This window comes from Elusimicrobiota bacterium, from assembly GCA_026388095.1.
Lineage (GTDB): Bacteria > Elusimicrobiota > Elusimicrobia > UBA1565 > UBA9628 > UBA9628.
Map to the genome: position 1 here is coordinate 73,559 of JAPLKL010000067.1, position 16,820 is coordinate 90,378.

23 protein-coding genes and 1 pseudogene are annotated in these 16,820 nt (G+C 67.5%); 5 read left to right on the forward strand and 19 right to left on the reverse strand.

Going from position 1 to position 16,820, the window contains the following annotated elements:
• The first annotated feature begins 6 nt into the window (after positions 1 to 6).
• The gene (locus NTY77_16840; protein MCX5797159.1) at positions 7 to 489 is read left to right on the forward strand and encodes a hypothetical protein; all 483 of its coding nucleotides are present in this window, start codon (positions 7 to 9) and stop codon (positions 487 to 489) included.
• Between the two features lie 8 nt (positions 490 to 497).
• Positions 498 to 929, forward strand: a complete 432-nt coding sequence (locus NTY77_16845; protein ID MCX5797160.1) for a hypothetical protein — start codon at positions 498 to 500, stop codon at positions 927 to 929.
• Here NTY77_16845 and NTY77_16850 read toward each other — a convergent pair.
• The 7 genes from NTY77_16850 to NTY77_16880 all read right to left on the reverse strand — a co-directional run bounded on the left by NTY77_16850 (position 844) and on the right by NTY77_16880 (position 4,258).
• Complete coding sequence (locus tag NTY77_16850) at positions 844 to 1,704, reverse strand: methyltransferase domain-containing protein (protein ID MCX5797161.1); 861 nt, start codon at positions 1,702 to 1,704, stop codon at positions 844 to 846. The genes NTY77_16845 and NTY77_16850 overlap by 86 nt on opposite strands.
• Positions 1,701 to 2,597, reverse strand: coding sequence for an RDD family protein (locus NTY77_16855; GenBank protein ID MCX5797162.1), 897 nt, complete (start codon positions 2,595 to 2,597; stop codon positions 1,701 to 1,703). The genes NTY77_16850 and NTY77_16855 overlap by 4 nt, the downstream gene beginning before the upstream one ends.
• A 5-nt stretch (positions 2,598 to 2,602) precedes the next feature.
• Positions 2,603 to 2,986 (reverse strand): hypothetical protein, encoded by a 384-nt coding sequence (locus tag NTY77_16860; protein ID MCX5797163.1) that lies wholly within the window; start codon positions 2,984 to 2,986, stop codon positions 2,603 to 2,605.
• 1 nt (position 2,987) lies between these two features.
• Positions 2,988 to 3,275: a hypothetical protein gene (locus tag NTY77_16865; protein MCX5797164.1), complete on the reverse strand. Its 288-nt coding sequence runs from the start codon at positions 3,273 to 3,275 to the stop codon at positions 2,988 to 2,990.
• Positions 3,276 to 3,284: 9 nt separating this feature from the next.
• Positions 3,285 to 3,518, reverse strand: coding sequence for a hypothetical protein (locus tag NTY77_16870; protein MCX5797165.1), 234 nt, complete (start codon positions 3,516 to 3,518; stop codon positions 3,285 to 3,287).
• A 163-nt stretch (positions 3,519 to 3,681) separates the two neighbouring features.
• Entirely contained in the window at positions 3,682 to 3,963 is a 282-nt protein-coding gene (locus NTY77_16875; GenBank protein ID MCX5797166.1) for a BrnA antitoxin family protein, read from the reverse strand.
• Entirely contained in the window at positions 3,944 to 4,258 is a 315-nt protein-coding gene (locus NTY77_16880) for a BrnT family toxin (protein MCX5797167.1), read from the reverse strand. The genes NTY77_16875 and NTY77_16880 overlap by 20 nt, the downstream gene beginning before the upstream one ends.
• Before the next feature lie 381 nt (positions 4,259 to 4,639).
• Here NTY77_16880 and NTY77_16885 point away from each other — a divergent pair, with 381 nt between their 5' ends.
• The 3 genes from NTY77_16885 to NTY77_16895 are packed head-to-tail and all read left to right on the forward strand — an operon-like array spanning position 4,640 to position 7,078.
• Complete coding sequence (locus NTY77_16885) at positions 4,640 to 5,026, forward strand: ORF6N domain-containing protein (protein ID MCX5797168.1); 387 nt, start codon at positions 4,640 to 4,642, stop codon at positions 5,024 to 5,026.
• Between the two features lie 43 nt (positions 5,027 to 5,069).
• Positions 5,070 to 6,242, forward strand: a complete 1,173-nt coding sequence (locus NTY77_16890; GenBank protein ID MCX5797169.1) for an agmatine deiminase family protein — start codon at positions 5,070 to 5,072, stop codon at positions 6,240 to 6,242.
• A gap of 8 nt (positions 6,243 to 6,250) precedes the next feature.
• Positions 6,251 to 7,078 carry a peptidase MA family metallohydrolase gene (locus NTY77_16895; protein MCX5797170.1) on the forward strand — a complete coding sequence of 276 codons (828 nt, stop codon included), beginning with the start codon at positions 6,251 to 6,253 and terminating at the stop codon, positions 7,076 to 7,078.
• A gap of 12 nt (positions 7,079 to 7,090) precedes the next feature.
• Here the strand turns inward: NTY77_16895 and NTY77_16900 are convergent, their stop codons facing one another.
• From NTY77_16900 to rsmI, 12 genes and pseudogenes are all read right to left on the reverse strand, one after another.
• Complete coding sequence (locus tag NTY77_16900; protein MCX5797171.1) at positions 7,091 to 7,873, reverse strand: FecR domain-containing protein; 783 nt, start codon at positions 7,871 to 7,873, stop codon at positions 7,091 to 7,093.
• A 13-nt stretch (positions 7,874 to 7,886) separates the two neighbouring features.
• Positions 7,887 to 8,363 (reverse strand): adenylyltransferase/cytidyltransferase family protein, encoded by a 477-nt coding sequence (locus NTY77_16905; GenBank protein ID MCX5797172.1) that lies wholly within the window; start codon positions 8,361 to 8,363, stop codon positions 7,887 to 7,889.
• Positions 8,364 to 8,365: 2 nt separating this feature from the next.
• Entirely contained in the window at positions 8,366 to 8,905 is a 540-nt protein-coding gene (locus NTY77_16910) for an SIS domain-containing protein (GenBank protein ID MCX5797173.1), read from the reverse strand.
• Between the two features lie 13 nt (positions 8,906 to 8,918).
• Positions 8,919 to 10,304 carry an acetyl-CoA carboxylase biotin carboxylase subunit gene (gene accC, locus NTY77_16915; GenBank protein MCX5797174.1) on the reverse strand — a complete coding sequence of 462 codons (1,386 nt, stop codon included), beginning with the start codon at positions 10,302 to 10,304 and terminating at the stop codon, positions 8,919 to 8,921.
• Between the two features lie 2 nt (positions 10,305 to 10,306).
• Complete coding sequence (locus tag NTY77_16920; GenBank protein MCX5797175.1) at positions 10,307 to 11,599, reverse strand: zinc ribbon domain-containing protein; 1,293 nt, start codon at positions 11,597 to 11,599, stop codon at positions 10,307 to 10,309.
• A gap of 17 nt (positions 11,600 to 11,616) precedes the next feature.
• On the reverse strand, positions 11,617 to 12,021 hold the full coding sequence (locus tag NTY77_16925; protein ID MCX5797176.1) for an acetyl-CoA carboxylase biotin carboxyl carrier protein subunit: 405 nt from the start codon (positions 12,019 to 12,021) through the stop codon (positions 11,617 to 11,619).
• Positions 12,022 to 12,149: 128 nt separating this feature from the next.
• Positions 12,150 to 12,542 (reverse strand): annotated as a pseudogene (gene cdd, locus NTY77_16930) (cytidine deaminase).
• Between the two features lie 16 nt (positions 12,543 to 12,558).
• Positions 12,559 to 13,428, reverse strand: coding sequence for an S-methyl-5'-thioadenosine phosphorylase (gene mtnP, locus NTY77_16935; protein MCX5797177.1), 870 nt, complete (start codon positions 13,426 to 13,428; stop codon positions 12,559 to 12,561).
• Positions 13,425 to 13,808, reverse strand: a complete 384-nt coding sequence (locus NTY77_16940) for a response regulator (protein MCX5797178.1) — start codon at positions 13,806 to 13,808, stop codon at positions 13,425 to 13,427. Before NTY77_16940 ends, mtnP begins: the two co-directional genes overlap by 4 nt.
• Positions 13,805 to 15,070 carry a serine hydroxymethyltransferase gene (locus tag NTY77_16945; GenBank protein ID MCX5797179.1) on the reverse strand — a complete coding sequence of 422 codons (1,266 nt, stop codon included), beginning with the start codon at positions 15,068 to 15,070 and terminating at the stop codon, positions 13,805 to 13,807. Before NTY77_16945 ends, NTY77_16940 begins: the two co-directional genes overlap by 4 nt.
• Positions 15,054 to 16,142: an L-threonylcarbamoyladenylate synthase gene (locus NTY77_16950; GenBank protein ID MCX5797180.1), complete on the reverse strand. Its 1,089-nt coding sequence runs from the start codon at positions 16,140 to 16,142 to the stop codon at positions 15,054 to 15,056. The genes NTY77_16945 and NTY77_16950 overlap by 17 nt, the downstream gene beginning before the upstream one ends.
• Positions 16,135 to 16,818 (reverse strand): 16S rRNA (cytidine(1402)-2'-O)-methyltransferase, encoded by a 684-nt coding sequence (rsmI, locus tag NTY77_16955; GenBank protein ID MCX5797181.1) that lies wholly within the window; start codon positions 16,816 to 16,818, stop codon positions 16,135 to 16,137. The genes NTY77_16950 and rsmI overlap by 8 nt, the downstream gene beginning before the upstream one ends.
• Positions 16,819 to 16,820 lie beyond the last annotated feature (2 nt).

Below are 16,820 nucleotides of genomic sequence, written 5' to 3' on the forward strand. Positions count from 1 at the left end.
GGGGAGATGAGATATCTGGCGCTGGTCCTGCTTTTGGCTGTGGGCGCGCAGGCTGAGACGAGCAAGTGGGATTCTCTCAAGACTTATTTCAAGCACTTGAAGCAGGGGCTGGCGGAGTCGTCGGTGGAAGGGACCTATCAGAGGCGGGCGCCGTCGATCGTGGCCGCGGTGCGGGGAGATGATCAGAGGAACGACAAGTCGGACCTGAGCCAGCCGGCGATGAAGGACCCGGCCCGGGAGAAGAAGGTCAAGGTGCGCAAGGCCGAGGCGCGCGAGTTCGAGAAGGCGGCGGACCTGGCCGCAGCGGGGAAGTATGAGGAGGCTGTCGCCGCGCTGGAGGCTTTCGAGAAGGCGCATCCCAAGAGCGCGTTCCTGGCAGACGTGAAGGAAGCCAAGGGGAAGGTGAAGGAGGCTCTGGAGGCGCAGAAGGCCGAGGCGGCCCAGGCGGCTGAGCCGGCCAAAGCGGAGCCGGCCAAGGCGGGGCAGTAAGCAGTCGGGTGTCTCATCGAAACGACGGGGTCGGAGCGGACATCGTCCTCGTCATCTTCGTCGCGGCGTTGGGCGCGACGGTGCTCATCGGCATCTTCGAGAAGCCGTTGTCGTCGCTGTTGGCGCGGGGCTCGGAGCGCAAGCTCCGTGATGGGACTCTGGCGGCTTACGTCCGCACCGCGGCCTTCGACCTGACGCTCGCCCATAGAGCGATCTCCCAGGGCAAGCTTGCCGACGGCGAGGGCCGCGTGGCCAAGGCCCAGGACAAACTCTACGCCCCGCAGCTCGCGGGCCGGGCGCCCACGGCCGTGGCTCGGGAGATGCATGGACTCGAGCAGCTCTACGGCAGGGAGTTCAAGACCATCCGGCGCCAGCGGGCTTTGAGCCGCCTTGGCCGGGAGGGCGCCGAGGTCCCGGAAAAGGGCGCTTCACAGCGCTGATCATCGTCATCCCGTATTGCACGAAGTGCGTAGCCGGTCTCATCACCTCGAAAAAGAAGCGCTCCATCTCGCGTAGCGCCTGGGAGCTGCGGGTGCCCTCTAGGAAGTGGTGATAGAGGGTCGCTTCCCGGAAGAGATACTCGGCGAACAGCTTGGGATCGATCTCCCGATTGTTGAAGGGCTCGACAGACACCTCGCGCATCTCGAAACCGGCGGCTTCCAGGATCGGAGACAGCATGCTCGCGGTCCTGATCTCGACGGAGTTCTTGTCGCAGAAAGAACGGACCAGGTCCTGAAACGAGCTGAAGGCCGGGTGCTCGGGTTCGCAGACGCAATGATCCGTGTCGAGGTCGAGTATCCAAAGGCGAGTGCACGGGGTGACCCGGCTGAGTATCCGCGGGAGCGCGGCGCTGGTCTTGGGCAGATGCAGGACGAAGTAGCGCATCAAGATGCCGTCGCTGGCGCCCAGCATGGCCTGGACGCTCTCATCTTGCGCGTCGGCTTGGGTCCAGCTGGCATTCGCATGATTTCGGGCTCTGGCCTCCTCGATCATATGGGCTTTGTCGTCTACGCCGTGGAAATTGGTCTCGGGATGCCGCTGTGCGACTTTCCCTAGGAAAAGGCCGTTGCCTGTTCCTATGTCCACGACATTCTGGCATCGAGCCAGCCCGTGCTTCATCATGAATCGGTGGTGTCGGTCGAAGGAGAGCTCGACTTGCAGCGCGAGTTGAGCGCGGATGACGCTCTCCAATTCGACCCAGGGATCCTGGCTCATATCCTCGGGGGCGGGGGGGGCGCCTGCCGGCAATGGCGTTGGATGGCCGCGAGCAGCCTGCCGCAGGCTGGGTCGTTCGGATGCCCGTATTTCTCGCAGACTTGGGACCGCCATGCGACCGTGGCCATGATGGAGTTCTCCGGCGGGACCGCGTCGCAGAATGTCTCCGAAGGGCGCGCGGCGCCGAGGCAGTTCTCCAGGAAGACGCCGTCGCGCACCTGGTCCATGAAGCCGGCCCCGGCCAGCCGCGAGAGGGACTCCTTCACGCAGCCTTCCTGGTCCGTCTTCCCGGCGAAAGCCGCGGCCTCCGTCGCGATGGCCCGCCTCTGCTCGTCGAGCTTCCCCTTGTTGCTCCGGAGCCAATGCACCAGGCCGGCCAGGGCCGCGGCGAACAGGACCGCGGCTATGGCGGCGATGATGCCGATGGCCTTCCCGGGGCTCCGGCCGCCGCTGGCCGGCCCTTTGCGGATGACGCGGGTCCCGATGATGCGGTCATGGAGGGCTTTCCTTTCCTCGTTCCAGCCGGCCATCATGAAGCCGATGCCCAAGGTGAGGTAGGAGGGCAGATAGGCGCACCATCTCCCGAACGCGGCGCCGTAGGTGAGCGGGGTGCCGTCTTGATTGACGACCTTGATGTCGAAGGCCTTCTTGCCCCAGGTCTGTCCGCTCCTTCCGGTCAGGACCGTGTAATAGACCCCTCCCACGGCGATAGCCGTCAGGGCTTTGAGCAGGACGATGGCGGTCGCGTTGGGAGTCCCGAACGCGGCGGCGGCGGTCGTGACGAACCCCACGGGGAAATAGACGACCAGCGAATCGATGAGGTCGGCCGCGAAGCGTATCCAGAACCCGGCGGGGTGCCATGGCTCCGGGACGGGAGGCGGGGCTTCATCCATGTCGGTCAATCCCCGCAAAGCCCTTGCTGTGCCATGCCGTTGACGATCTCCGTTTTGCAGCCGTAGGGAGAGCTGTCGTAGCTGCAATGTCCCTCTGCTTGGGAGCCGGCTGGATTCGGTCTCGCTATTTGATTGTCCAAATAGCAGCCGCCCTGGCACTGCTTGCGGTCTGTGCAATCTTTGCCGCCATCGGCGTATTGCAGAAAACAGAAATATCCCCGTGCATGTGGGGCTCTGAACAGCTTCCCGCCACGGGCAGCGCAATCCTTTTCTTGAGTAGCCGCCGACTCGCCCGTCGGATCGGATCGTTGTTTTGAGGCGAGGCAGGCGGCCATGAAAATAGCACCCGCGACAGGGAGGACCGCCGACAACAATATTCTCTTTGGCATATCAACGATAATACTTGCAGAAGCGGTGGACCTCATTATGATTGCCGACGAAGAGGAAGGTGATGGCATTCTTGTCCCAATTGAACAGGACGCGGAGTGCAAGGTCTGTGCGGAATTCCCAGAGTTGTTCGCCTAGTTTTGTGAGGCCATAGCCCGCTGGAATTCGGCGGACATCGGCGGCAAGCATAAAGGAATCCAATTGCCGCTGAATGGCGACCTTATCTCGTGGATGGAGGCCTTTAAGGCTCCTCTGGAAGCTGCTGGCAAATGCAAATTGAAGCACGGACACTGGCGCGCCTTAGAGCGACCACAAATGGCGTCGGGCGGCCTGTAGTTTCTGAAATTTCCTGACGCCCTGGCCCTGCTTCGCCTCTTTGGCCATTCCAGCGATCTCGTCTTCGGTGAAGCGCGAGAGGTAAGCATTATCAATTGCCTCGCGGACCAGCATGGAATAGCTCTTGCCGCTCTGTGCGGACACGCGGCGGAGCGCCTTGACTTCCTTTTCTGCCAGTAGGACCTGCATCCTTGTCATGGGAAACCCCTGCTATTGTGTATAACATGTGTAGTCGTGATTGTCAAGGCCGACCGGATGATGAGCAGAACGTATGGGTCTACCGTGCGCGCGGCAGCGCGCAACTGCGGTAGACCCATAGCTTAGTTTCATCGACCAGAAAGCGCACCGGTAGAACCCGATGTTATGCCCTATGTGGATGTGGTCGGAGCTCTTGCGCGATCCGCTCGGACAAAAAAACTTTCAGGAGGGACTGATAAGGCACATCCTTCTTGTTCGCCAAAAGCCTGAGCTCTTCAAGCATGGACTCTGGCAGCCGAAGTGAGATGGCCTTGACTGATGGCTTGAGGTTCGAGAAGATGGCCTTCTTCTGCTTCTTCCAGTTCACATAGTCGGCAGAATCATGGGAAGCCCAGAAAGCTCTCTCCTCGTCCTCGCTCTTGAATTTAGGAATTCTCTGTCTCATGGGTTCTATATGCCTCGCGTTCTTTCCGGCTCATGTCTCTGGCGCATATGACACGGAACAAATCCTTTCGAATCGTAAAAACCACGAACAATGGCCTCTTCATGTCCGTTTGTCCCAGGGCAAAATAGCGGGACTCTTTCTGAGAATGCTCCTCGTCCTGCGCGATGACAAGCGGCTGGTTGAAAAAGACCTGCTCGCATTCGGACGGCGTGACATGATGCTTCCGCCAGTTCTTCTCGGCATTCCCCTTGTCCCACTCAAAGCCGGTACATCGAGCTAGATCGATTCCACTCATCTGTTGTTAGTATACTATGGTAATATACACTTGTCAAGGTCAACAATGGGCATAACCATTGAGCCACTTGACTTGATAGCACGGCCTCCAAAGGGGCCGTCAACAAAGATTATAATGCAGCCGCCTACCATTGGCAACGGAAAAGAAGCTCCAGTTGCCTGGATATCCTGCGGCGCGAGCCGTGTGTCACCGGGAGCCATTTCTCTACCGCCCGCCCTAGATGCCCGGCATTGCCGATCCCCATGCATACTTGAGCGTCGTCGCGGGCATCATATCCTTTTGGTGCAGAATCTTAAGGTGCCAATGGTGCACCTTAAGATTTCCCCCGAAATGGAACAAAAACCCCCCCGAGGTCGTATATATAGACCGGGGGTCTTCACCATGGCAGAGTTGGGAGAGGGAGATTTCATCGACCGCCGCATCCTGGTCATCCGCGGCCGGCACGTCATGGTGAGCGGCGACCTGGCCCGGCTTTGCGGGTTGCCGGCGAAGGCCATCAACAGAGCCGCCCAGCGCCACATCGACCGGTTCCCCGAGGACATGATGTTCCATTTGGATCATGAGGAGAGCGAGGTCTTGAAGGGCCGATCCGGAGCCTTGGGTTGGGGGCGGCATGCGAAGTATCTCCCCCGCGCCTTCAGCGAGGAAGGCATAGCCATGCTCTGCGGCCTGCTGCGCAGGCGGAAGGCCGCCCAGGCCAGCCTCGCCATCAAGCGCGCCTTCATCCGGCTGCGCTGGCGGGAATTCTTCGCGCCCAAGAACCGATGACGAATCTTGATAGGTGCCGGCCGCGAGATGCTATGATACCCCAATGAGCATCCTCTCTCTGGCGTTGGCCGCCCTCCTGTCCTTGGCGCCCAAAGTCTGCGGCGCCGAGCCCGTGTCATTCGACGACGGCGTCGACGCGCCGAAGCTCCTGCGCGAGGCCAGGACGACCGTGGCCGCCCTCCCGGACGTCTCCGGCGCCGCCGTCGCGCCCCAGCCCAAAGGGCCGCGCCCCGCCCGCAATTTCTCCCACGACGCCACCCCCGCCGAGATCAAGCAGGCGGTCGAGAACAACGCCAAGAACCACCTCCCCCGGGACGTCAAGGCGCCGTTCCGGCCGGTCGAGGACACGGCTCAGTTCGCCTACGTGCTCATGAGCGCCTATGAGCAGGGCAGCGAGGTCGCCAACCTGCGCAAGACCATCGCCTCCAACCTCCCGGCGGGAGTCAAGCTCGTCATCCTCGCCGACACCGCGGACGCCGACTCGGTGCGCAAGAAGTACCTGAAGTGGCTCCCGGCCGAGCGGCTCATCATCGCCGCCGACGAGGACACCGGCACCGGCTTCTGGGCGCGCGACTCCTTCCCCGTCCCGGTCTACGACAGCGCCGCCAAGAAGTCCTCCTTGGTCGCGGCCCGCTACTACCGCGACTTCACCTCCTGGGACGCCGTGGCCTCCGCCGTGCGCGGCCCGGTGGCCAAGAAGGACTTCACCTTCGTGGGCGGCAACCTCCTGGCCGACGAGGACGGGACCTGCTTCGCGGTGGACAGCTACCGCCTCTTCACCGTCACCCCCCAGGACCTCACCGGCGCCTACGGCTGCAAGACCGTGCACATCATGCCCCACGTGCACGGCATCGGCGACGTGGACGAGGTGCTCAAGCCCCTGCCCGGCAAGCGCATGCTCACCAACACCGCCGAATACAAGGCCGCGCTGGAGTCCTGGGGCTACAAGCTCGTGCTGCTGCCCACGCTGCCGGACGCCTACCGCACCTACGCCAACGCGCTGATCGTGCGCGACACCGTCTTCATGCCCGCCTACAAGGTCGCCGCGGACCAGGACGCCCGGAAAGTCTACGAGGGCCTGGGCTACAAGGTCTTTCCCATCACCACCGTGAGCCTCTCCGACGACATGCACGGCTCCATCCACTGCCAGACCATGGCTTACCCGCCCATGCCCGAGAGCCAGCTGCTCAAGGCCCTGGGCCTGGTCCGGCTCTAGGCGGCGCCATGAGGTCTGCGGTCCTGGCGCTGCTGGCGGCGGGCCTGTGCGCCTGCATGGACCTGCCGGAAAGCGCGGCGCCCGCCGTCGGCGGGGCCTCGGCCATCATGAGGCTGCCTTTCCAGCCCCTCGACCCCGGCGCCTACGAGCAGGTCAGCCTGCATTTCAAGGTCTCCGCCTACGGCGCCGACAACGCGCACCAGATCTCCAGCCAGGCCGAAGGCTTCTACACCAACATCATGACGGACACCAACCTCTTCTCCTTCATGCCCTCCGGCCTCTACGAGATCGTGGTCTACGCCAGCCACGAGGAGTACGTGCGCAAGACCGGACAGCCGGACTGGTCCGGCGGGGTCACCTACGGCAACGCCATCTGCAGCTACAACGGGCCCCAGCTCCTGCAGACCATCGCGCACGAGATGACGCACCTCATCTTCAACGAGTACATGGGGCGGCCGCGCCGCGACCTGCTCTGGCTCAACGAGGGCCTGGCCGTCTACGAGCAGGCCAAGGCCGCCAGCGGCACGCGCGTGCCCGCGGAGCTCTTCGGGAGGATCCGCCAGCAGGTGCGCTCCCAGCCTTTGGCTTTGGAAGACATCCTCGGCTTCGTGCCGCTCGGCGAGCGGACCGACGCCGACCAGAAGGTCTCGTTGTGGTACGCCCAGTCCGAGAGCCTGGTGCAGTTCATGATCGAGCGCGGCGGCCGCATCGGCTTCTCGCAGTTCCTGCCCGCCCTCAAGGATGGCAAGGGCTTCGACGAGGCCATCCGCTCGGCCTACATCGGGGTGTGGAGCGACTTGCCCGGCTTCTACCGAGCCTGGCAGGCCAGCCCCTGATAGCGGCCGCCCCTAGAGCTGCGAGTCCGAGCCCGGATAGGAGGACTTGGCCGGAGGCGGAGGCTCGGCGGCCTTCACCTTCCTCGGCGCGGCTTCGGACTTGGCCGCAGGCGGAGGCTCGGCGGCCTTCACCTTCCTCGGCGCGGCTCCGGGTTTGGCCGGGCCCGCAAGAGACGGCTCCTCGGGCCTGACCGCCCCGGCCGGCAACGGCGCCGGAGTCGAGGCCCCGGTCATGGCGCCCAGCTCCATGCGCTGACCCGCAGACACCTTCCGGGACTTGCCCAGGCTGTCGATGACCGTAGGCTCCCCGGTGAAGATGTCGAGCGTCGCGCTCGTCTCGCTCAGGATCTCGGCGGCGAGGATGCCCTCGGGCAAAGTGGCCGTGAACATCGGCGTCACGATCCGGAACTCGGCGCCCGCGCTCATCCGGGCCCAAGCCTCCAGCCGCCCTGCGCCCAAGGACATCGTGGCTCTCTCGGGAGACAACTCCGCCACGCGCAGGTGCGACTGCGGCTTCAGGCGCAGCTTGGTCCCGCCGGACAAGAGCAGCACGCAGTCCGAGCCCGCCTCGGTCTTGACCGTGGTCCCGGCCGCCAGTCGCCGGCCGGGCCGCGCGAAGAACCACACATCCGAGCCGACTTGTTGGAGCTGCGCGGAGCCCGAGACCGGGCCCATCGTGACGGCCAGGGCCGCCAGGGCCGTCGCAGTCCGGGCCGCGGCCGGCGGGACCGCCGCCGAGGCGGCCAGGGCCGGCGCGCTCAGCGCCAGCAGCGCGACGCAAGCGATGAGTTTCATAAGCACCTCTGGTTCAGGATTTTCCCTGCAGGCGGCGGATGAGGCCCGTGGTCGAATAGCCGGCCTTGAGCGCGACGCGCGCCACACGGCCCGCGTGCCGCGCGCCGGCGATCTGGCGCTTGCCGTAGTCCGCGCCCTTGACCAGCACGTCCGGCTTGAGCTTGGAGAGCAGCGGCTCCGGCGTGTCCTCGTCGAAGGGGACCACCGCGTCCACGCAGGAGAGGGCCGCCAGCAGCGCGGCGCGGTCGCGCAGGCGGTTGACCGGCCGGCCCGGGCCCTTGCCCAGGCGGCGGGCCGAAGCGTCGCTGTTGACGCCCACGATAAGCACGTCGCCCAAGGCGCGGGCGCGCTCCAGCAACTGAACATGGCCCGCGTGCAGGATATCGAAGACCCCGTTGGTGAACACCACGGTCTTGCCTTCACAGCCCCAGAGCTGGCGCAAGGTCGTCAGGCGCTTGGCGGTCTTGATCTTGGCTCTGGAGGAGGGCATGGTCAATGCGCCCGGGGGCTCTTCGGGAAGAGGCCGGTCTCGATGGCGGCGCACCAGGCGTGGATGACAACAGCGTGCACCTCCTGGACGCGCGCGGTGTCGGTGGAGGGGGCGCGGACGCACACGTCGCAGAGGTCCTTGAGCCGGCCTCCGCCCGCCCCGGTCAGGCCGATGACGGCGAGCTTGCGGCGCCGCGCCGCGGCCGCGGCTTTGAGCACGTTGGCCGAATTCCCCGAGGTGGTGATGGCCACCGCCACGTCGCCGGGCCGGGCGTGGGCCTCGACCTGGCGGGCGAAGACCTGGTCGTAGCCGTAGTCGTTGCCGATGGCGGTCAGGTCCGAGGTGTTGACGGTCAGGGCCAGCGCCGGCAGGGCCCGCCGTTCGCGCGCGAAGCGGCCCACCAGCTCGGCCGCGAAATGCTGGGCGTCGGCGGCCGAACCGCCGTTGCCGAAGATCAAGACCTTGCGGCCCTTGCGGTAGGCGGCCAGCAGCAGACCGGCTGCGGCAGCGATCTCCGGCGTCAGGCGCGCGGCCGCCGCCATGGTGCGGCGCGAGTCACGCAGCTGGGACGCGATGAGCGGTCTGAGCGCCTTGGGCATGCCGTTCCTCCTGGATGGTGTCAACGAAATTGGTGTCGAAATCCCCGGACTGGAACTTCGGGTGGGCCAGCACGCGGAGGTGGAAGCCCGCGGTCGTCGGGATGCCCTCCACGTGCAGCTCGCCCAGGGCCCGCTGGGCCCTGCGGATGGCGGCGGGCCGGTCCGGCGCGTGCACGATGAGCTTGCCCAGCAGACTGTCGTAGTACATGGGCACGGTGTAGCCGGGATAGATGTGGGTGTCCAGGCGCACCCCGGGGCCTCCGGGCAGGCGCAGGTCCGAGATGCGCCCCGGCCGGGGCGCGAAGCCGTGATCCGGGTCCTCCGCGTTGATGCGGTGCTCGATGGAGTGACAGCGGATCTCCGAGGCCCGGTCCTGTCCGAAGGGCAGCGGCTCGCCCGCGGCCAGGCGGATCTGGGTGGCCACCAGGTCCAAGCCGGTCACGCACTCGGTGACCGGATGCTCCACCTGCAGGCGCGTGTTGACCTCGATGAAGAAGAACTTCCCGTCCGGTGCGAGCAGATACTCCACCGTTCCCACGCTGGAGTAGCCCGCGGCCTTGGCCAGGCGCACCGCCGCGGCCTGCATGGCCCGGCGGGTGGCGGCCGGCACGGCCGGCGAAGGGGACTCCTCGATGAGCTTCTGGTGGCGCCGCTGCACGCTGCAGTCGCGCTCCGGGAAGGCGACCACCCCCCCCGCCCGGTCGGCCGCGATCTGGATCTCCACGTGGCGGGGCCGTTCGATGAACTTCTCGATGTAGACCGAGCCGTCCTTGAACGCGGTCTTGGCCTCGGTCTGGGCGAGCCTGACCGCGGCTTCGAGATCGGCCGGCTCGCGCACGAAGCGCAGGCCCTTGCCGCCGCCTCCGGCCGCGGCTTTGACCATGACCGGGAAGCCCACGGCCTGGGCCTCCTTGAGGAAGCCGTGCTCGATGGTTCCGGCCGTGCCCGGCACGACCGGCACCCCCGCCTCGCGGGCCAGGGCCTTGGCCGCGCTCTTGTGTCCCAGCCTGCGGATGGCCTCGGGCGTGGGGCCGATGAAGGTCAGGCCGTGGTCGGCGCAGGCCTGGGCGAAGTCCGCGTTCTCGGCCAAGAAGCCGTAGCCGGGGTGGACGGCGTCGGCGCCGGTGATCTTCGCGGCGGCCAGCAGGGCCTCCACGTTGAGGTAGCTTTGCGGCGAGGGGGCGGGCCCGATGCAGACGGCCTCGTCGGCCAGGGCCACGTGCAGGGATTCCCGGTCGGCCTCGGAGTATACGGCCACGCTGGGGATGCCCAACTCGCGGGCGGCGCGGATCACGCGCACGGCGATCTCGCTGCGGTTGGCGATGAGGATCTTCTTGAACATTATCACCTCGGAGGTTCGGTCAGAGCGGCCTGCCGTTTGCGGATGTAGCCGAGGTCCTCGGGCTTGGTGCAGACCCCGACGGCGGTCTGCAGGTCCGCGGACGCCTCGGGGCTCTTGCCCATGGCGATGCGCGTGTCGGCGCGGGCCAGGAGCAGGTCGCACTGGTCGGACGGGGCCAGGTCCGGGAAGGCCAGCAGGGCGTCGTACTCGGCCACGGCCTCGGGATATTTCTTCAGGGAGTTCTTAAAGGTGTCGCCCAGGAGTGCGTGGAGATGATAGAGGCTCTTGAGGGAAAGCCTGGAGGGGTAGACTTGCGAGAGCTGCAGGGCGGCGGCGCACTCCTGCGCCGTCTGAGCGGGGACTTTGCGATAATAGACCGCCTCGCAGAGATAGCCGCGGGCCATGGGGTCGCGGGGATCGATGTTGACCGCCGCCTGGGCGAGGATGAGCGCCATGTCCGGGTCGCTGCGCGTGAACGCCTCCTCGGCCCTCTGCAGGAGGTTCCAGTTGTAGGGGCGCACCCAGCGGCCGTCCTCGATCAGGAAGATGAGGAAATCATCTTTGGCCGGCCGCCCCTTGACGAGCAGGCGGTACTTGACCACCGCGGCCTCGGGCTCCAGGCGCGCCAGCTTGATGTCGGACCAAGTCCAAGGCGCGTCCTCGCGCCCGGCTCGGAACTCGTCCAAAGTGCAGTGGACTTGGGAGGCGTGGGAGAGGAGCGCATAAGCGCCCGGGAGGTCGCCGCCGCTCAGGGCGTTGAGATACTGGGTCGCGGCGCGGGGGATGGCGCTCTGGGGCTTATGGTAGTCGTAGTAGAGGAATGCCCCGGCGGTGAGGACGGCCGCGATCGGAGCCCAGAAGAACATGCTATGGCGGGAGTCCCGGCGGCGCAGGCGCGAGAGGTTGGCCTCGGTGGGCGGCGGGGGCGGGACATAATGCCCTTCGGGCACGGGCGCCGGGGCGCCGGGTTCCCGACGCAGGGCCGCGGGGATGGAAAGGCCGGTAGGGGGCCGGACGATGTTCAGGGGCTGGGGCGGGCCCGGCGGCGCGCCGGAGCGCCGGACGGCCGTCTTGGGGATGCTCTCCGGGCCGGCCGCGCCGGAGGGCGCGGCGGGCGCCAGGATCATGGGCGTGCCGCAGCGGTCGCAGTAGTTCTTGGCCACGGCGTTCTGGAAGGAGCAGTTCCCGCAGATCTTGGCCAAAGCGCTCTGGCACTTGGGGCAGGCATAGCCCGGGGCCGGCAGCTGGGCTCCGCATTTGGTGCAGACGATCCGGGAGAAGGCGGGTTCGGGCATCTGGTCCTAGGCGGGGATTAGCCGCGCTCCAAGAAGAAGAGCGGCTGGCCGTACTGGACCGCCTGGCCGCCGGAGGCGAAGACGCGGGCCACCCGCCCCGTGCAGGGAGCGCGCACCACGTGGGGCTGCCCCGCGCCGGTCTCGATCTGTCCCAGGGCGTCGCCCTCCTTCACGCAGAGTCCTTCTTCGCCGAGCTTGGGCCGGCCGGGCGCGCTGGCCTGGAACAGCCCCACCGCCGAGGCGCAGACCGGGACATAGCGGCTGGCCGGGACGCCCGGCGGCGGCGCCGCCGGGGCTGGGCCGGTCGCCAGTTCGAAGCCGAAGGAGCCGTCGTGGTAGCTCACGGCCGCGAGGTCCGTGGTCCTGAGCCATGCCATCACCGTCTGGAGCGCCGAGCCTTTGATCTCCGGGAAACTTTTCATAGGGGTCGCGTCCTCCGGGTCCGGGGCGCGGGTCGGCGCCGCCGGGTCTTGGTCTTGCGGCGGCGGGATGACTTGGGCCGCAGGAGGTTCTGCGGGTTGGGCGGCAGCAGCCCCGAGGCGATGGGGTCGAAGGCCAAGGGCAGCATGCGGAAGACGGTGGTCTTGGTGATCCGCCGGCGCCCGGTGGAGGGGTTGAGGTCCACGAGATAGAGCTCGGTGTGCTTCCCGCTGAACTCGATCATGACCTGGCGGCAGGCGCCGCAGGGCCTGGTCGCGCTGGCCACCACGCACACGGCCTTCAAGGCCCGGTGCCCGCGCGTCACGGCGTTGAAGATGGAGACGCGCTCGGCGCAGATGCTCAGGCCGTAGGAGGCGTTCTCCACGTTGGCGCCCGAGAAGATGCGTCCCGTCTCGGTGAGCACGGCGGCCCCCACGCGGTAGCGGGAATAGGGGCAGTAGGCGCCTTTCTGGGCGGTGATCGCGGTCTCGATGAGCCGGCTGATGGTCTTGGTCAGTTTCATGAGGTTTTCCTGTCGGTCATTTCTTGAGGTGCCTGCCCACGAGCAGGTCGAGCTTGCGCAGGACCCGGCGGTCGGCCCGCGCGGGGTCCGTGAAGAGCGCGCCGGCCAGCGCCGTCGCGCAGCGGCAGAGTCGCGGCCGGGACGCGAGCGCGGGCAGCGCGCGGGCCAGGAGGCGCCGGGCGTTGGCCACGTTGACGGCGAGGTTCTCCACCACCTTGCCGCTGGAGACCTCCTCGCCCTCCTTCCAGCAGTCGTAATCCGTGACCAGGCAGACCGGGGCGTAGCAGAGCTCGGCCTCGCGCGCGAGCTTGGCCTCGGGCACCACGGTCATCCCGATGATGTCGTAGCCCTGGCGCCGGTGGTACTCGGATTCCGCCTTGGTCGAGAAGGCCGGGCCCTCCATGCACACCAAGGTCCCGCCCGCATGCGCCCGGAGGCCCAGGCCGCGGGCGTGCTCATGCAGGAGCCGCGACTGCTCGGCGCAGAAGGGATGGTCGAAGGCGACGTGCGCGACCAGGCCCGCGCCGAAGAAGGTGGAGGGCCGGCCCTTGGTCTCGTCGACGAGCTGGTCCGGGAAGACGAAATCCCGCGGCGGCAGTTCGCCCTTGAGCGAGCCCACGGCCGAGATCGCGACCACGCGCTCCACACCCAAGGACTTGAGCGCCCAGATGTTGGCCCGGCTGTTGACCTCGCCGGGCAGCAAGGTGTGGCCGCGTCCGTGGCGGGGCAGGAAGGCGCAGGCCACGCCCGAGAGCTCTCCCAGCAGGATCGGGCCGGAGGGCGGGCCGAAGGGGGTCTTCACGCGGACCTCCCGACGGCCGGCGATGCCGGGCATGTCGTAGAGCCCGCTGCCGCCGATGACGGCCAGGCTGGCGGCGTTCTTCATGGCACGTAGCCTCCCAGGGGCAGGAGCTCTTGGATGCACTTCTCCAGGGCCGGGAAGGAGACGGGCTTCTGGAGGAAGCGCGTCTTGGGGCCGTCGGGTATGATGTCCTTGAGCTGTTCCAGCGGGTGCGCCGAGATGAAGAGGACCGGGATGTCTTTGGTGCTGGGCTCCTTCTGGAGCACCTGGTAGACCGAGGAGCCGTAGGCTCCGGGCATCTGGATGTCGGTGATGATCAAGTGCGGCCGGTGCTCCGCCGCCTTCTGCGCGAGCTCGAAGCCGTCGTGGACGACGATGACGCGGTGCCGCCGGCCGGCGAGATACTCGCTGAGCAGGCTGGCGATGTCCTCGTCGTCGTCGGCGACGATGATCTGCGCGATCATGGGGCGGCGAGGCTCTGCATGAGCTCGGGATAGATGGGGAAGCGGCCGCAGAGGCGCCGCACCTCGGCGCGGATGGCGCCGAGCCGTTGGTCGTCGGCCCGCGCGGCCAGGGCCTCGTCGATGTACTGGGCGATCTCGGCCATCTCGCTCTCGCCCATGCCGCGGGTGGTCACGGCCGGCGTGCCGATGCGCACGCCCGAGGCGATGAAGGGCTTCTGCGGGTCGTAGGGGATGGCGTTCTTGTTGGCCGTGATGCCGGCCTTGTCCAGAGCCGCCTCCGCCTCCTTGCCGGTCACGTTCTTGGGCCGCAGGTCCACCGAGAAGAGGTGGCAGTCCGTGCCGCCGGCCACGATCCGGAACCCGCGCTGCGCCAGCTCCGCGGCCAGGCGCCGCGCGTTGGCCTTGACCTGCTTCTGGTAGGCCTTGAACTCGGGCTGCAGGGCCTCGCCGAAGCAGACGGCCTTGGCCGCGATGACGTGCATGAGCGGCCCGCCCTGCGTGCCCGGGAAGTTGATCTTGTCGACGGCCGCGGCGTGCGCGGCCTTGGAGAGGATGAGGCCGCCGCGCGGGCCGCGCAGGGTCTTGTGCGTCGTGCTGGTGGTGAAGTCCGCGTAGGGCACCGATGAGGGATACTCCCCGGCGGCGATGAGCCCCGCGTAGTGCGCGATGTCCGCGGCGAAGAAGGCCCCCACGTCGTCGGCGATCTTCTTGAGCCTCGCCCAGTCGAAGATCCGGGAGTAGTTGGAGGCTCCGGCGAAGATCATCTTGGGCTTGTGCTCATGGGCGTTGCGCTCGGCCTCGTCGTAGTCGATGAGCTCGTCGTCCTTGCGCACGTTGATGGGCACGATCTTGAAGAACTTGCCCGAGAAGTTGAGGGGATGGCCGTGGGAGAGGTGTCCGCCGTGGGCCAGGTTCAAGCCCATGACCGTGTCGCCGGGGGCCAGCACCGACAGATACATCGAGATGTTGGCCTGGGTCCCGGAATGGGGCTGGACGTTGGCGTGCTCCGCGCCGAAGAGCTTCTTGGCGCGCGCGATGGCCAGTGTCTCCACGATGTCGACGAATTCGCAGCCGCCGTAGTAGCGCTTGCCCGGGTAGCCCTCCGCGTACTTGTTGGTCAGCACCGAGCCCTGGGCCTCGAGCACGGCCTCGGACGTGTAGTTCTCCGAGGCGATGAGCTCGAGGTTCTCGGCCTGGCGCCGGGCCTCGCGCCGGATCGCGTCGAAGACTTCAGGGTCGAGGTTCTCAAGAGTGTGATGCATGGGTTGACTCCTTTCGGTGGCGGCTTAGGATGGCATCCAACGACCGTGCGAGCTTGCGGCAGCACTCGACGTAGGCCTCGTCGGCCTGGCCGATGGGGTCGGCGATGTCCTCGGCGCCGCCCAAGGTCGCGACCTTGGGCGCGGCGTCGGGGTACAGCCCCAGGAGCAGCTCGCGTTGGCGGCGCTCCATGACCAGGATATGATCGGCCCAGTCCAGGAGTTCGCGCGTGACCGGCTGAGGGATATGCTGGACCGAGGGGATGCCCGCGGCGGCCAGCGCCCTGCGCACGCCCGCCGGGGTGGGAAAAGAGGGGTCCGCGGCGGCCACGCCGGCCGAGCGGGCCTCCAGGTCGAGCCCGCGCTCCCGCGCGGCGCGGTTGAGCAGAGCCTCGGCCATGACGCTGCGGCAGGAGTTCCCGGTACAGACGAAGAGAACGCGCCGCGGCGGGGCGAGGACGGCGAGTATCTCCCGGGACGGGATGGCGCCTTCGCGCAGCACGCGCACCGGCCCCGCGGCCTCGACGACGCTCGACTCCTTCCCGCCGGCGGGTCCCGAGTCTATGGCCAGGGCCAGTTCGCCGCCGAAGCGCCGGGCCACGGCCGCTCCGTCGGGCAGGGGCGGCTCTCCCGAGCCGTTGGCGCTGGTCTGGGCCCAGGGCAGCGGCGAGCCCTCCAGCAAGGCCAGGGCCACGGGATGGTCGGGCACGCGCACGGCCAAGGTCTCGCCCCGGCAGCAGGCCAAGGAGCGTCCCTCCGGGCTGGCCTTGAGGACCAGCGTCAGGCCGCCGGGCCAGAAGCGCGCGGCCAGGGCCTCGGCCTGGGGCGTCCACTCCACCCAGCGGCGCAGGGCCTCGGCCGAGGCGCCCAGCAAGGGCAACGGCCGGTCCTGGCCGCGGCCCTTCATCCGATAGATGCGCGCCACGCCTTCCCGGCTCGAGGCGGATGTGCCCAGCCCGTAGACCGTGTCGGTGGGGAAGGCCACGACCTCGCCGCGGCTTACCGCCTCGGCCGCGCGGGCCAAGGTCTCGCGGCTGGGCAGCTCCCCGGCGCGGAGCGTGATGAGTTCAGGCATGCTCGGGGGCCTCCTCCGGGTGCAGCACCACCACGAACTCGCCCAGGAGTCCCGCGCGGGCCGCGAGTCGGGCGCGGACCTCGCCGAGGGTCCCGCGCAGCCACTCTTCGTGGAGCTTGGAGAGCTCGCGCACCACGCAGGCCTGTGCCTTTGCGCCCAACGTCTCTTCGGCGAGGAGGAGCAGCTCAACGACGCGGTAAGGGGATTCGTACAGCACCAGCGTCCTGCCCAAGGCCGCCGTTTCCTGAAGGATCTTCCTCTTCTTTCCCGGCGCGCGCGGCAGGAACCCCAGGAACACGAAGGAATCCCCGGGCAGGCCGGAGCCGGCCACGGCGGCCACGGCGGCGCTGGGCCCGGGCAGGACCGTGACCGCGATGCCGTTGCGGCTGGCCAAAGCCACCAGTCGGCGGCCCGGGTCCGAGATGCAGGGCAGGCCGCCGTCCGAGACCAAGGCGAGGTCGTCGCCGGCCTGGAGGCGCTCCAGCAGGCGCCGGTTGTCGCGCTCGTCGCGCTCGTTGTAGCGCAGCACCGGCGTGTCCAGGCCGAAGTGGGCCATGAGGTTGCGGGTGCGGCGGGTGTCCTCGCAGTACACCGCCGCCGCCTCGCGCAGGGCGCGCAGGGCCCGGGGGGGCATGTCCTCGAGGTTGCCCAGCGGCGTGGGGATGATGGCGAGCATGG

Coding starts and splice junctions, on each gene's coding strand:
- mtnP (MCX5797177.1), bottom strand. CDS start 13,428: ATGAAGAACGCCGCCAGCCTGGCCGTCATCGGCGGCAGCGGGCTCTAC.
- NTY77_16855 (MCX5797162.1), bottom strand. CDS start 2,597: ATGGATGAAGCCCCGCCTCCCGTCCCGGAGCCATGGCACCCCGCCGGG.
- NTY77_16885 (MCX5797168.1), top strand. CDS start 4,640: ATGGCAGAGTTGGGAGAGGGAGATTTCATCGACCGCCGCATCCTGGTC.
- NTY77_16850 (MCX5797161.1), bottom strand. CDS start 1,704: ATGAGCCAGGATCCCTGGGTCGAATTGGAGAGCGTCATCCGCGCTCAA.
- NTY77_16890 (MCX5797169.1), top strand. CDS start 5,070: ATGAGCATCCTCTCTCTGGCGTTGGCCGCCCTCCTGTCCTTGGCGCCC.
- NTY77_16895 (MCX5797170.1), top strand. CDS start 6,251: ATGAGGTCTGCGGTCCTGGCGCTGCTGGCGGCGGGCCTGTGCGCCTGC.
- NTY77_16860 (MCX5797163.1), bottom strand. CDS start 2,986: ATGCCAAAGAGAATATTGTTGTCGGCGGTCCTCCCTGTCGCGGGTGCT.
- rsmI (MCX5797181.1), bottom strand. CDS start 16,818: ATGCTCGCCATCATCCCCACGCCGCTGGGCAACCTCGAGGACATGCCC.
- NTY77_16900 (MCX5797171.1), bottom strand. CDS start 7,873: ATGAAACTCATCGCTTGCGTCGCGCTGCTGGCGCTGAGCGCGCCGGCC.
- NTY77_16905 (MCX5797172.1), bottom strand. CDS start 8,363: ATGCCCTCCTCCAGAGCCAAGATCAAGACCGCCAAGCGCCTGACGACC.
- NTY77_16875 (MCX5797166.1), bottom strand. CDS start 3,963: ATGAGACAGAGAATTCCTAAATTCAAGAGCGAGGACGAGGAGAGAGCT.
- NTY77_16950 (MCX5797180.1), bottom strand. CDS start 16,142: ATGCCTGAACTCATCACGCTCCGCGCCGGGGAGCTGCCCAGCCGCGAG.
- NTY77_16920 (MCX5797175.1), bottom strand. CDS start 11,599: ATGCCCGAACCCGCCTTCTCCCGGATCGTCTGCACCAAATGCGGAGCC.
- NTY77_16870 (MCX5797165.1), bottom strand. CDS start 3,518: ATGACAAGGATGCAGGTCCTACTGGCAGAAAAGGAAGTCAAGGCGCTC.
- accC (MCX5797174.1), bottom strand. CDS start 10,304: ATGTTCAAGAAGATCCTCATCGCCAACCGCAGCGAGATCGCCGTGCGC.
- NTY77_16945 (MCX5797179.1), bottom strand. CDS start 15,070: ATGCATCACACTCTTGAGAACCTCGACCCTGAAGTCTTCGACGCGATC.
- NTY77_16925 (MCX5797176.1), bottom strand. CDS start 12,021: ATGAAAAGTTTCCCGGAGATCAAAGGCTCGGCGCTCCAGACGGTGATG.
- NTY77_16840 (MCX5797159.1), top strand. CDS start 7: ATGAGATATCTGGCGCTGGTCCTGCTTTTGGCTGTGGGCGCGCAGGCT.
- NTY77_16910 (MCX5797173.1), bottom strand. CDS start 8,905: ATGGCGGCGGCCGCGCGCCTGACGCCGGAGATCGCTGCCGCAGCCGGT.
- NTY77_16880 (MCX5797167.1), bottom strand. CDS start 4,258: ATGAGTGGAATCGATCTAGCTCGATGTACCGGCTTTGAGTGGGACAAG.
- NTY77_16940 (MCX5797178.1), bottom strand. CDS start 13,808: ATGATCGCGCAGATCATCGTCGCCGACGACGACGAGGACATCGCCAGC.